Below are 13694 nucleotides of genomic sequence, written 5' to 3'. Positions count from 1 at the left end.
GGGCTCCTTCAGGCGACACAGCGCAGCAGCAACGCGGGATCGCGCGCAGGATCTATACGTAGACGGATGCCTCCCCATTCGAGCGCGTGGCGCTCTCCGGTGACAAGGTCTTCCACTGCCGAGACGGGGCGGCGGGCATCGCCACGGCCGACCATGACGTCGCCGAGCGGCAGCCAGACCTCACGCAACTCGGCTGATAATGCAATCACGGCCGCGATCACATTGCCCTGATCGACGGCCTCCTTGATGAAGCCGATCACGCCACCGTCATCGACACTGATAAAGCGCAAATTTGCGAATTGTTGCAGGGCCGGATTGCCGCGTCTGATCCGGTTGAGAGCTGCGATATAGGGCTTGATGTTCCCCGGCTGCTCCCAGTTGCGAACCCTGATCTCGTACTTCTCGGAGTTGAGATATTCCTCGCGGCCGGGGACCGGCGTGTGCTCGAGCAATTCGAAGCCGCTGTAGATGCCATAGCTGCTTGAAAGCGTCGCGGCCAGCGCGAGACGCGACTTGAACATCCAGGATTCGCCGCTTTGCAGGTGGAAGGGCAGGATGTCCGGTGTGTTGACGAAGAAATTCGGCCGAAAGAAGTCACGCTCGGGATAGGAGGTCAACTCGCCGAGATATTGTTCGAGCTCGAAGCGCTGCGTCCGCCAGGTGAAATAGCTGTAGGACTGTGTGAAGCCGAGCTTGGCGAGGCCCTTCATCAGTTTCGGGCGCGCGAAGGCTTCCGCAAGGAACAGCACGTCCGCGTCGCGGTCCCGCACCTCGCGGATCAGCCACTCCCAGAACGCCAGCGGCTTGGTGTGCGGATTGTCGACCCGGAAGATCCTGACGCCCTGTTCGACCCAGAACAGCACGACGTCGCGCAGCGCGCGCCACAGCGCAGCGGCATTCTCGGACCCGAAATCCGGGTTGACGACATCGTCCCAGCGCTGCGGGGGATGCTCTGCCGTGCGCATCGATCCGTCCGGGCGCCGCTTGAACCACTCTGGATGTTTGTTCAGCCAGGGATGATCGGGGGAGCACTGCACGGCGAAATCGAGCGCGACCTCGAGGCCATGCGCCTGGCTTGCCGCCACGAAGGCGCGGAAGCCGTCGAGCGTGCCGAGTTCCGGATGCACGGCGTCGTGGCCGCCCTCGGCTGCGCCGATCGCATAGGGGCTGCCGGGATCGCCCGCCTGTGCGATCGCGGCATTGTTGCGGCCCTTGCGGTGCTGCCGGCCGATCGGGTGGATCGGCGCGAGCAGGACGACGTCAAAGCCCATCGCGGCGATGTCGGGAAGCCGCGCGATGCAGTCGTTGAAGGTTGCATGCATGCCCGGTGTCTTGCCCTGGCTGCGCGGAAACATCTGGTACCATGCGCCGCTGCGCGCCCGCGGGCGGTCCGCGGTCAGCGGGTAGAGCTGCGATCGCATCAGATCGCGGCGAAATTGGCTGCCGGCCATCGCCTCCCGCAATTCGGGCGCGAGCAGCGCACCTGGTTCGCCGGTCTGCAGAAAGATTTCGCACTGCCTGATGATGACGGCGGCCGCCGCCGGGCTGCCGGCCTGCGCCTGGGTCAGCATGCCCGCGCCCTCGAGCGCGTCCAGCGTATGATCGCTGCCGTTGCGCGGCTTCTGCTCGAAACGATGCCGCCAGCTGGCGAATTCATCGGTCCAGGCCTCGATCGCGAAGGCGTAGCGGCCGGGCCGGTCGGGCACGAAAGCGCCGCCCCAGCGGTCATCGCCGTGCGCCGTCATCGGCGCGACCTGCCATTCGCTGTCGCCCTCGCGCCGCCACACCAATGCCGCCGATATCACGTCATGTCCGGCACGGTAGATGTCGGCCCACACTTCGACAGGTTCGCCCACAATGCGCTTGACCGGAAAGCGGCCGCCATCAACCGACGGATAGACATCGGTGATATGAAAAGTGCCATGGGCACTCTCGACAGGCCGGAGGGTTTTGTTCACGGTGATGCCGCCATTAAAAATGCAAATGACGTCCCGGCGCCGGGAAGGAGGCGCGCCAGACCCATATAGAAAGCCGCTCGCCGGGCAATGGTTCCCGGTGGGAACGCCGGATAGGGTAGAGCGTTGAACATCAACTATCCCTTTCCCGTATCTGTACAATTTAGCAACGATCCACCTACCGTTGCGAGCAGGCAGCGTGCCGAATGGACCTTTACGCCAAAGCCCAGACCCTGGGAATCCAGACCGAGTATATCGATGGCAGCGGTCACCGCCGTGTGACAACCCCCGAGGCGCTCACGGCGATCCTCGACGCGCTGCCGCCGCAGGCGCCCCGTCGGATCATCGCCGATCCCGTGGTGGTCAGAGGCGGCCAGGCTGCGCAAACGCAGCTCTCGGAAGCTGCCCGGCTTCCGGTGCAATGGAAGCTTGCGAATGGCACCGGGGTGCTCGCGCAGGGCGAGGCGCGTGAGCGCAGTGTGACGTGGCCGTCAGGTCTGCCCGAAGGCGTGCACCGGTTGCAGCTATCGGACGCATCTGGCAGCGAGGAGCTGCCGCTGCTGGTGGCGCCGCACGGCGCCTTCGGCGGCGAGTTCGACCGCTGCTGGGTGATCGCGGTGCAACTCTACGGCGTGCGGTCCGCGCGCAACTGGGGCATCGGTGACTTCACCGACCTGCAGCACCTGCTCGAATTCGCCCACCGGCTCGGCGCCGACGGCGTCGGGCTCAATCCGCTGCATGCGCTGTTCGACGATCGGCCCGGCGATTGCAGCCCGTACTCGCCGAACAGCCGGCTGTTCCTCAATGCGCTTTACATCGACGTCGAGCAGATTCCCGAATTCCGCGTCGATGCCGAGACCAAGGCCGCGCTGGCACCGCTCCGCAGCCACGACATGGTCGACTATGTCGGCGTCGCGGCGCAGAAATGGCCGGCGCTGCGCGCGGCATTCGCAGCCTTCAAGGCCAACCCGGGCCTCGGCCGCTGGCAGGATTTCGAGGCCTATCGCAACGAGCAGGGCACGCTGCTGTCGCGCTTCGCCTGCTTCGAGGTGATGCGGCACAAATTCAACACGCCGTGGTGGGAATGGCCGGACGAATGGCGGCAGCCGAGCGATGCAGCTTGTGCAAAATTGCGCCGCTCGCGCGACTCTGCCGCCGAGGTCGAGTTCGTCGAATTCGTGCAATGGACCGCGGACCGTCAACTCGGCGCCTGCCAGGCGCTGGCGCACAAGCGCGGCATGCGGGTCGGGCTTTATCTCGACGTCGCCGTCGGCGTGCAGTCGGACGGGTTCGACGCCTGGAATGAGCAGATCGCGATCTCGCGCCATCTCGGCGTCGGCGCGCCGCCGGACCCGCTCAACACGGCGGGCCAGGACTGGGGGCTTGCCGGCTTCAACGCCGCGGGCCTTGAACAGCGCTCGTTCGAGCCGTTCAGGCAGATGCTGCGCGCCTCGATGCACCACGCCGGCGCAATCAGGCTCGACCACGCGTTCGGGCTGAAGCGGCTCTATCTGGTACCGCGCGGCTTCGGCCCGGCCAATGGCGCCTATGTGCTGATGCCGTTCGAGGCGCTGCTGGCGGCGACCGCGCAGGAGAGCGTGGCGAGCCGCTGCGTCGTGATCGGCGAGGACCTCGGCACCGTACCTCCCGGGTTCCGCGAGCAGATGAACGGTTGGGGCATCTGGTCCTATCTCGTGATGATGTTCGAGACCGACGACCAGGGCGTCTTCCGCAACGCCGACTACTATTTGCCGAATGCGCTGGTGACCTTCAACACCCACGACCTCTCGACCTATGCGGGCTGGCGCTCGTTCAGCGACCTCAGGACCAAGCGTGCGCTCGGGATCGATCCCGGCGAGACCGACGAGGGGCGCTGGCACGCGCTCGGCCAGCTCGACGACGTGCTGCGCCGGCACGACATCCACGCGAACGATTTCTATTCGGTGGCGAGCTTCCTGGCACGGACGCGGTCGCGGATGATGGCGGTGTCGATGGAGGACCTGCTCGGCATTGTCGAGCAGCCGAACATCCCCGGCACCGTCTACGAGCATCCGAACTGGAAGCGGCGGCTCCCGGTCTCGATCGAGCATCTCGCGTCGGCGATCGACGTCGACGCCCTCAAGCGCGCGACCCGCGAGCGCTCGCACACCGGGTAACGCGGAGCGCAGCGCGTGGCCTCTCGTATCGAAGACTATGGACTGATCGGAGATTGCGAGACCGCCGCGCTGGTCGGCCGCGACGGCTCGATCGACTGGCTGTGTTGGCCGGCGTTCGATTCCGACCCCTGCTTCGCGGCGCTGCTTGGCACGTCGAGGAACGGTCGCTGGCTGCTGGCGCCCACAGGCGAGATCAAGCAGACCTCGCGGCGCTACTGGGACGATACGCTGATCCTGGAGACCCGGTTCGAGGTGGAAGGCGGCGCGGTCGCGCTGATCGACTTCATGCCGCCGCGCGGCAACGCCTCCGATGTGGTCCGCCTCGTTCGCGGCATCAGCGGCCGCGTCAAGATGCGCATGGAGCTGGTGATCCGCTTCGGCTTCGGCGTCGATGTCCCCTGGGTGCGGAAGAATCCGGATGGTGACGGGCTTCTGGCGATCAGCGGGCAGGACATGACCGTGCTGCGCACACCGGTCGAAACCCGCGGCAAGGATCTGACCACGATCGCCGATTTCGAGGTCGGCGAGGGCGATACCGTGCCGTTCGTCCTGACCTATGGACCGTCCTATCACCCGGTGCCGGAGGCGATCGACCCTGAGGCTGCGCTGAAGGACACCGAGGAATACTGGCGGGAATGGTGCAGCCGTTCGACCTATGACGGCAGCTATCAACGCGCCCTCGTGATGCGCTCGCTGATCACGCTGAAGGCGCTGACCTTCAGGCCGACCGGCGGCATCGTCGCGGCACCCACCACGTCGTTGCCGGAAAAGCTCGGCGGCGCGCGCAATTGGGACTACCGGTTCTGCTGGCTGCGCGACGCCACCTTTACGCTGCTGGCCCTGATGAATTCGGGCTACACCGAGGAAGCGGCGGCCTGGCACAACTGGCTGCTGCGGGCCGCAGCCGGCGCGCCGGCCAACATGCAGATCATGTACGGCATCCTGGGCCAGCGACGCCTCTTGGAATGGGAGGCAGGGTGGCTGTCCGGCTATGAAGGGGCGCAGCCGGTACGCGCCGGCAACGCCGCGCATGCGCAACTTCAGCTCGACGTCTATGGCGAGCTGATCGACGCCTTCCATCAGTCCCGCATGGCCAAGCTGAAGCTCGACGAAGAGAACTGGTCGCTCGAATGCACCGTCGTCACCCATCTCGCCGATGTCTGGGATCAGCCGGATCACGGCATCTGGGAACGCCGTGGCACCCCCAGACACTACGTGTTCTCCAAGGTGATGTGCTGGGTCGCCTTCGACCGCGCCATCAAGAGCGCGGAGCGGTTCGGCTTCAAGGGGCCACTCGTCAAATGGCGGGTGCTGCGCGAGGCCATTCATCGCGACGTCTGCCAACGCGGCTTCGATCCCGGCCTCAACAGTTTCGTCGAGAGCTATGGCTCAAAGTTGCTCGACGCCAGCCTGCTGCTGCTGCCGTCGGTCGGCTTCCTGCCGTCGGGCGATCCGCGCATCCGCGGCACGATCGACGCGGTCGAACGGCACATGATGCGCGACGGCTTCGTGCTGCGGCACGATCCGCGCGAGGTGTCCGATGAGGTCCAGCCGATCGAGGGCGCGTTCCTGGCCTGCAGCCTGTGGCTTGCCGACGCTCATGTGCTGGCGGGAGATGTCGACAAGGCGCAGACCATGTTCGACCGCGTCGTCGCGGTCGCCAACGATCTCGGATTGCTGGCGGAGGAGTTCGATTCCGGCGCCGGCCGGCAGACCGGCAATTTCCCGCAGGCGCTGACCCATATCGCGTTGATCAACACCGCGCACAATCTCAGCGCCGCCAGGGCCGACGCCGAGAAGCCTGCGGTGCAGCGTTCGACTTAAACCACCGCGGCGATGCCGCCCTCCATCTTCCGCTTGCGGGACCGCCGCAGGTCCGCGCTGCCAAAATATCGAAAACAACCCCATGCAAAGGAGCCGGCAGCTGCGGCACTCGACCAGGCAACTTGACACGTCGGGCAAATCAGGAATATATTTCCAATATTCCGAAATAGTGCGAGTGTGATTGGCCGCCTCAAGGAACCGCGGATTGGTCGGGTGACAGATCTCGCCGTGGCTTCAGCGAAGCTGCAACACCGTGTCCATCGCGCGTGCGAAACCGTCCTGCTCGTTGGTCTCGGTGACATGGGTGGCGCGCGCCTTCACGTCATCGCTGGCATTGCCCATCGCGAAGGAGACGCCGCTTCGCGCGAACATCGGCAGATCGTTCTGCATGTCGCCGATCGTGGCGACGTTCTCCAGCGGCACGCCAAGGCGCTTCGCGATGCCCTCGACGAAGGTGCCCTTGTCGTGACCGGGCGGGGTGACGTCGAGATAGTAGGTCTGCGAGCGGACCGCGGTGGCATCACGGCCGACCATTTGCTGCATCTCCGTCTCGCAGCGTTGCAGCAGGGCTGCATCCGAGCTCGCGCCGACGATCTTGCAGGCCTGATCGAGATAGAGCGTGAAATCGCCGACGATGGTCGGATCATGCTTGATCGTGTGCTGCTCGTGGGCGGTGTACTCGCCGTCAGGGTTGCGCGTCAGCCAGCGGTCGTTAGTGAACAGCCAGATGTCGACGTCGCGCTCGCGCAGCATGTCGATGCAGCGTTTTGCGACCGCGGCCGGGATCAAATGCTGCTCAAGGGGCTTGAGCTGCGGATCGACGATCGAAGAGCCGTTGAAGGCGCCGATCGGCTGTGTGATCGCAAGCGGCGCAACCAGAAAGCCCATCCCGATCGTCGGCCGGCTGGAGACGATGGTGAAGCCGATGCCGGCCTCGTGCAGCCTGCGCACCGCCGCCCTGGCGCCGTCGGTCAAGGTCTTGTCCTTGGTGAGCAGCGTGCCGTCGACATCGGATACGACAAGGGCGATGCGGGTCATGTGCGGTCCAACTTCAGTTGATTGACGATGTCTTCGACGATGGTTTCGACCGGACGGTCGATCGCAACCGTGATCGGGCGTTCCTCCGGGGTCGGCGGCTCCAGCGTCTTGAACTGGCTGGCGAGCAGCCCCGGCGGCATGAAATGGCCCTTGCGCGCGCCGAGCCGCGTGGCGATCAGCTCCTGCGAGCCGTCGAGGAAGACGATGCGGATATCGTCGCGGCCATGCACCAGGATGTCGCGATAGGCGCGCTTCAGCGCGGAGCAGGCGATGACGGCGCGTTCGCGGACGCCGCAGGTGCGGTCGATCTCGTCGGCGATCGCGCGCAGCCAGGGCCAGCGATCCTCGTCGGTGAGCGGCTGGCCGGAATGCATTTTGGCGACATTGCTTGGCGGATGAAAACTGTCGCCGTCCTCGAAGCGCCAGCCGATCCTGATCGCCAGGCGGTCGGCGATGGTGCTCTTGCCCGAACCCGACACGCCCATCACGACCAATGCGCAGGGGTTTTGTCCGTCACCCACGAAAGTCCTCCGGCAGCGCGGCCTGATCGATCAGCCAGACGGTCTCGCCCAGCGATCGCGCGCGGTTTGCCGGCAGGTTCTCGCCTGCGAAGAGGCGCGTCAAGATCGCGCGCTTGTTCTCGCCCGCCACCTCGAACAGCATCTCGCGACAGGAGGCGAGGGCGGGCAGGGTCAGCGACACGCGCGGCACGAACGGCTCGACATTGGCCTTCGGCACGCCGACCACCCAGCGCTGGGTTTCCTCGACCGCGGGATAACCCGGAAACAGCGAGGCGGTATGGCCGTCGGGGCCGATGCCCATCAGCACCAGGTCGAACAGTGGCCGCTTCGGATCGAGCTGTTCGGCGCCGTAGAACGCCATCAGCTCGTTCTCGTACAGCGCCGCGCTGACGTCGGGATCCCTGAGATCGGCGGTATCGGTCGCGATCGGATGGACATTTGCAGCCGGTGCACAGCGGTCGAGGAAGGCCTGGCGCGCCATGCTCATGTTGTGCAGCTTGTCCTTGCGCGGCACCAGGCGCTCGTCGCCGATGAACCAGTCGATGCGGTCCCATGGAATCCTTTGGCGATAGTCCGGCGTCGCCAGCAGCTGATAGAGCGCCTTCGGGCTGGAGCCGCCGGTGAGGCACACCGCGATCCGGCCGCTGTTCTGGTCGATCCTGGCGATCACCCGCTCGGCGGCCGCCTGCGCCAGTGCCGCCGGATCGGCGACCGTGATGATCTGGCGCTCGCCGGTCGCGGTCATGTCAGCCCAGCTTCCGCCAGCTACGGCCGTCACGCGTCAGCAGCGCATTGGCGGCCTCCGGGCCTTCGCTGCCGGCCTTGTAGGGTTGCAGGCCACGGCCGCCGGCGCTCTTCCAGGCGTCGATGAAGGGCTGCACCGCCTGCCATCCGGCCTCGACGCTGTCGGCGCGCTGGAACAGCAGATTGTCGCCGATCATGCAGTCATAGATGAGTGTCTCGTAGCCGGTCGACGGCTCGGCCTTGAAGTAGTCCTTGTAGCGGAACTTCATCTCGACGCCGTCGATGTTGATGGTCGGGCCGGGTACCTTGGTGTTGAACTGCAGCTCGATGCCTTCGGTCGGCTCGGTGGAGATGACGAGGTAGTTCTGCGACAGGCGATCGACCGACGTGTCGCGGAACATCGCAAACGGCGCCTGCTTGAACTTGATCGCGATCTCGGTGCGCTTGGTGGTCAGCGCCTTGCCGGTGCGCAGGTAGAACGGCACGCCGGCCCAGCGCCAATTGTCGATGGTCAGCTTCAGCGCGGCATAGGTCTCGGTCGAGCTGTCGGGCCTGACGTCGGGCGTCTTGAGAAAGTCCTCGATCTCGGTGTCGCCGATCCGGCCGGCGCGATACTGGCCGCGCACCGAATTGTGCAGCGCCTCCTGTTCGCTCTGGGTCTGGATCGCGCTCAGCACCTCGGCCTTTTCGGAGCGCACCGCGTGGGCGTCGAACCGCGCCGGCGGCTCCATCGTCACCAGCGACAGCAGCTGGAACAGATGGTTCGGCACCATGTCGCGCAGCGCGCCGGTGGCGTCGTAGAAGCTGCCGCGATGACCGACACCGAGCTTCTCGTCGACGGTGATCTGGATGTGGTCGATGTGGTTGCGATTCCAGATCGGCTCGAACATGCCGTTGGCGAAGCGCAGCACCAGGATGTTCTGGACGGTTTCCTTGCCGAGATAGTGATCGATCCGGTAGATCTGGTGCTCGTCCATCAGCTTCAGCAGCGCGGCATTCAGTGCCTTGGCCGACGCCAGATCGGTGCCGAACGGCTTTTCGATGATCAGCCGCCGCCAGGCGCCGTTCTCCTCCAGCATGCCGGTGCGCCCGAGCTGCTGGCTGATCGGCAGGAACGCTCGCGGCGGGGTCGCGAGGTAGAACAGCCGGTTGCCACCGGTGCCGCGCGCCTGTTCGAGCTTCTCGAGCCGCTCGTTCATGGCATCGAAGGAGGGCGGATCGCTCGGGTCGGCCTCGATCGCGGTGACGCATTCAAACAGGCGTGTGACGATGGCCTCATCCAGCGGGCGCGTGGCGAACTTGCGTAGCCCTTGCATCAGGCTGTCCTTCATCTGGTCGCTCGACATGCCCTTGCGGGCGATGCCGACGACGCAGAATTTCTCCGGCAGCAGATTGCCGGCGGCAAGATTGTAGAGCGCCGGGATGACAAGCCGATGTGTCAGATCACCGGTGGCGCCGAAGATGATGAAGGAGCAAGGGTCTGGTTTCTTCTGCACGTGACCTTCCGCGGTTCGCTTTAAGTTTTCTTCGGCGGCTCCTTGTGGCCGCCAAAGCCTGCGCGCATCGCCGAGAGGATCTTCTCCGCGAAGGTGTGATCCTTGCGCGAGCGGAAGCGCGTATAGAGCGCCGCCGTCAGCACCTCGGCCGGCACGGCCTCGTCGACCGCGGCATTGACTGTCCAGCGGCCTTCGCCGGAATCCTCGACAAAGCCGGAATAATTGTCGAGCGTGTGGTTCTGCGCCAGCGCCGATGCCGTGAGGTCGAGCAGCCAGGACGGGATCACGCTGCCGCGCCGCCAGACTTCGGCGATGTCGGCGATGTCGAGGTCGAAGCGATGCTCGGCCGGCAGCGCCTCGATATTGGCGTTCTTCAGGATGTCGAAGCCTTCGGCATAGGCCTGCATCAGGCCGTATTCGATGCCGTTGTGGATCATCTTGACGAAATGCCCGGCGCCGATCGGGCCGGCGTGAATGTAGCCCTGTTCGATGCGCGGATCGCGGCCCTCGCGGCCGGAGGTGCGAGGAATGTCGCCGATCCCGGGCGCCAGCGTCTTGAAGATCGGGTCGAGCCGGTCGACCACTTTCTTGTCGCCGCCGATCATCATGCAGTAGCCGCGCTCGATGCCCCAGATGCCGCCGCTGGTGCCGACATCGACGTAATGCAGCCCGCGCTCCCTGAGCGCCTTGCCGCGGCGGACGTCATCCTGCCAGAAGGTGTTGCCGCCATCGATGATGACGTCGCCTGGCTGCATCAGCTTCGACAGCGCCTCGATGGTGGCTTCGGTGATCTTGCCGGCCGGCAGCATCACCCAGGCGGTGCGCGGCGCCTCCAGCTTGAGGACGAAATCCTCCAGCGATGAGGACCCGATCGCATTGTCGGCGACGAGCGCCGCGACGGCCTTCGGATCCTTGTCGTAGACCACGGTGGTGTGGCCCTGGGTCATCAGGCGGCGGACGATGTTGCCGCCCATCCGCCCGAGGCCGATCATGCCGAGTTGCATCCCTCGCCTCCGTCAGTTCAGTGCAGCCGAGATCGCGGCATCGAGCGCCGCGAGCCCGGAGCTGAGATCGCCCTTGAGATGCACGCGCAGCGCCCGCCGGCCGCGCTCGGTGAGCACGTCGAAATCGCCGCGCGCCTGTGCCGCCTTGATCACGCCGAAGCTCGCCTTCTGGCCGGGCACCGGCAGGTCCGCCGTATCGTCGGTCGTGACCTGCAGGAACACACCGCTGTCGGGCCCGCCCTTGTAGGCCTGCCCGGTCGAATGCAGGAAGCGGGGACCGAACTCGGCGCAGGTCGCAAGGTGCCTTGCGTCGCGCACCTTCAGCCGCATCGCCTGCATGGCGTCGATGGTGTCGCCATCGCGCTCGATATAGGCGAGCAGGGCGACATAGTCGCCGCGGCCGGAGCGCGCGAGGTGCGCCTTGATCCAGGAGTCGAGATCGCCGTTCGCACCGGCCTTGCGCAGCTCCTCGGCGTTCTGCGCGTCGGTGTAGAGATCGACCCCGTCCGCCGACACCACCGGCTGTTCGGCCGGCAGCGACCCGGTCTTCTCGAACGCTGCCGTCAGTTCGCGGGTCTTGACCTTGGCGGCTTCGACGTCGGGCTGGTTGAACGGGTTGATGCCGAGGATCGATCCGGCGACCGCGGTCGCGATCTCGAAGCGGAAGAACTCCTGACCGATATGGTCGATCGACTTCATCACGATCCGAACCACGGGATGGCCGGCGGCCTCGAGCGCCGCGAGCTTGGCCTCATGCGCTGCATCGTTCTCGCCATCGGTGCGCAGATCGATGAAGAACCGGTCGTTGCCGTAGACCGCGGCGTCGCCAATCGTCTCGCCCTCGATCGGGATCAGGCCCTTGCCGTCCTTGCCGGTCGATTCCGCGATCAGCTGCTCGGCCCAGGCGCCGAAATCGGCAACGTCCGGCGAGGCGAAGATCGTCACCTTGTCGCGGCCTTCGAGCCCCGCGATGCCCATCGCGAGCCCGAGCTGCACGCCCGGGTTCTCCTGCGGCGGCACGTCGGCACCGCAAGAGCGCACCATCGCGAGCGTATGGCCGAGCAGGCTGCGGACGTCGATGCCGGCAGCGGCCGCCGGCACCAGACCGAACGGCGACAGCACGGAATAGCGGCCGCCGATCGCGGGGTCGCCGTAAAAGATGCGGGCAAAGCCCTGCTTGATCGCGACCTTCTGCAGCGATGAGCCCGGATCGGTCACCGCGATGAAGCGGTGGCCGGCCTTGTCCTTGCCGATCGCCTTCGCCACCCGATCGAAGAAATAGTCCTTCATCACGTTCGGCTCGGTGGTGCCGCCGGATTTGGAGGAGACGATGAACAGCGTCCTTGCGATGTCGACATACTCCTCCATCGCGCGCACCTGCGCCGGATCGGTGGAATCGAGCACGTGCAGCCGCGGGAAACCGGACCGGTGCGGGAAGGTCTGGGCCAGGACCTCCGGCCCGAGGCTCGACCCGCCCATGCCGAGCACGACGGCATCGGTGAAGTTCTGCCCCTTCACGCGCTGGGCAAAGTCCTCATAGTCGGCGACATCAGCGGTGGCCGCGCTGGTGAGCCAGCCCAGCCATTTGTCCTCGTCGTCGCCGGTCCAGACCGATTTGTCCTTGTGCCAGAGCCTTCGGATCCGGGCGGAGGCGCGCCATTCCTCGGTGCTCTTCTCGACCGCCTTCTCGATGGTGGCGCCGAGCGCGAGCTTCTGGCGGTCGATGCCGCCGCCGAGCGAGGTGGCGCGCTTGTGGGCGACCGCGCCGTACAGCTTGTCGGCCGCGTCGGCGAACAGCTTGACGCCGTCCTTGACCAGTTCCTCGGTGATCGCATCGAGCGAGATGCCGGACTTCTCCAGCTCTTCCAGCACGTGGCGGGCGTCCTCGACATTTTCCTCGAGGCTGTCGCGGACCTTGCCGTGGTCGCGGAAGGCATCGAGCGTTGCCGGCGGCACGGTGTTGACGGTGTCGGGGCCGATCAGCTCCTCGACATAGAGCACGTCGCTATAGTCCTTGTTCTTGGTGCCGGTCGACGCCCACAACAGCCGCTGCGGCTTGGCGCCCTTGGCCGCCAGCTTGTCCCAGCGGCTGCCTGCGAACAGGTGCTTGTAGTCCTGGTAGGCGAGCTTGGCATTGGCGATCGCGACCTTGCCCTTCAAGGCCGCGAGCCGCTCCTTTTCGTGCGGATCGTTGGCCTTGGCGATCTTCTCGTCGAGCTGCTTGTCGACGGCGGTGTCGATGCGGCTGACGAAGAAGCTCGCGACGCTCGCGACATGGGAGGGATCGCCGCCCTTGCCGACGTATTTCTCCAGGCCCTTGAGATAGGCCTCGGCGACCTGGCGATAGACCTTCTGCGAGAACAGCAGCGTGATGTTGATGCTGATGCCTTCGCCGATCAGGTACTCGATCGCCGGCAGGCCCTCGGGCGTCGCCGGTACCTTGACCATCAGGTTCTTGCGGTGGACGTCCTTCCAGAGCCGTTCGGCTTCCGCGATCGTGCCCTTGGTGTCCATCGCGAGATAGGGCGACACCTCGAGGCTGACGAAGCCGTCGCCGCCGTGGCTCTGGTCGTAGACCGGGCGCAGCACGTCGGCGGCGTGCTGGATGTCCTCGACCGCGAGGTGCTCGAACAGGTCGGCGACCGAGCGGTCGCCGTTCTTGAGGGCCTTGCCGATCGCCCCGTCATATTCGTCCGAGCTGCCGATCGCCTTCTCGAAGATCGAGGGGTTGGACGTCACGCCTTTGACGCCGTCGGTCTCGATCAGCCGCTTCAGGTCGCCGTCGGCGACGAAGCCGCGGGCGAGGAAGTCCAGCCAGACGGCCTGACGGTGATTTTCGAGTGCTTTGACGGGGTTCATGGGTGCCTGTTCTCGTTCGATCGAGGGTCGATTTTTGGGTTCCCGGGCAGCTTTCGGGGGCGGAGGGGGATTGTCAACATGGCGGGAGCCCCGGGCG

At 65.7% G+C, this 13694-nt stretch carries 9 protein-coding genes; 2 read left to right on the top strand and 7 right to left on the bottom strand.

The window, feature by feature from the left end; translation table 11 throughout:
- Nucleotides 1–8: 8 nt before the first annotated feature.
- A complete protein-coding gene (locus ACVMDN_RS26625; RefSeq protein ID WP_076823936.1) occupies nucleotides 9–1958 on the bottom strand; it encodes an alpha-1,4-glucan--maltose-1-phosphate maltosyltransferase in 1950 nt (649 codons plus the stop codon).
- A gap of 203 nt (nucleotides 1959–2161) precedes the next feature.
- On the opposite strand from ACVMDN_RS26625, the gene malQ reads away from it, so the two are divergent.
- Complete coding sequence (gene malQ, locus ACVMDN_RS26620) at nucleotides 2162–4111, top strand: 4-alpha-glucanotransferase (RefSeq protein WP_076823938.1); 1950 nt, start codon at nucleotides 2162–2164, stop codon at nucleotides 4109–4111.
- 15 nt (nucleotides 4112–4126) lie between these two features.
- A complete protein-coding gene (locus ACVMDN_RS26615) occupies nucleotides 4127–5935 on the top strand; it encodes a glycoside hydrolase family 15 protein (RefSeq protein ID WP_076823940.1) in 1809 nt (602 codons plus the stop codon).
- 234 nt (nucleotides 5936–6169) lie between these two features.
- Here the strand turns inward: ACVMDN_RS26615 and ACVMDN_RS26610 are convergent, their stop codons facing one another.
- From ACVMDN_RS26610 to ACVMDN_RS26585, 6 genes are read right to left on the bottom strand one after another with little or no spacing between them, the layout of a single operon-like run.
- Nucleotides 6170–6973 carry a Cof-type HAD-IIB family hydrolase gene (locus ACVMDN_RS26610; RefSeq protein ID WP_076823943.1) on the bottom strand — a complete coding sequence of 268 codons (804 nt, stop codon included), beginning with the start codon at nucleotides 6971–6973 and terminating at the stop codon, nucleotides 6170–6172.
- Nucleotides 6970–7458, bottom strand: a complete 489-nt coding sequence (locus ACVMDN_RS26605; protein WP_076823945.1) for a gluconokinase — start codon at nucleotides 7456–7458, stop codon at nucleotides 6970–6972. Before ACVMDN_RS26605 ends, ACVMDN_RS26610 begins: the two co-directional genes overlap by 4 nt.
- 28 nt (nucleotides 7459–7486) lie before the next feature.
- Nucleotides 7487–8239 (bottom strand): 6-phosphogluconolactonase, encoded by a 753-nt coding sequence (gene pgl / locus ACVMDN_RS26600; RefSeq protein ID WP_076823948.1) that lies wholly within the window; start codon nucleotides 8237–8239, stop codon nucleotides 7487–7489.
- Nucleotide 8240: 1 nt separating this feature from the next.
- Nucleotides 8241–9734, bottom strand: a complete 1494-nt coding sequence (zwf, locus tag ACVMDN_RS26595; protein ID WP_076823950.1) for a glucose-6-phosphate dehydrogenase — start codon at nucleotides 9732–9734, stop codon at nucleotides 8241–8243.
- A 20-nt stretch (nucleotides 9735–9754) separates the two neighbouring features.
- Nucleotides 9755–10738 carry a phosphogluconate dehydrogenase (NAD(+)-dependent, decarboxylating) gene (gene gnd / locus ACVMDN_RS26590; protein ID WP_057014889.1) on the bottom strand — a complete coding sequence of 328 codons (984 nt, stop codon included), beginning with the start codon at nucleotides 10736–10738 and terminating at the stop codon, nucleotides 9755–9757.
- Nucleotides 10739–10750: 12 nt separating this feature from the next.
- Nucleotides 10751–13597 (bottom strand): bifunctional transaldolase/phosoglucose isomerase, encoded by a 2847-nt coding sequence (locus tag ACVMDN_RS26585; RefSeq protein ID WP_076823955.1) that lies wholly within the window; start codon nucleotides 13595–13597, stop codon nucleotides 10751–10753.
- Nucleotides 13598–13694 lie beyond the last annotated feature (97 nt).

The sequence above is a fragment of the Bradyrhizobium sp. USDA 4510 genome, assembly GCF_054059095.1.
This window is presented reverse-complemented; position numbering and strand designations above follow the sequence as displayed.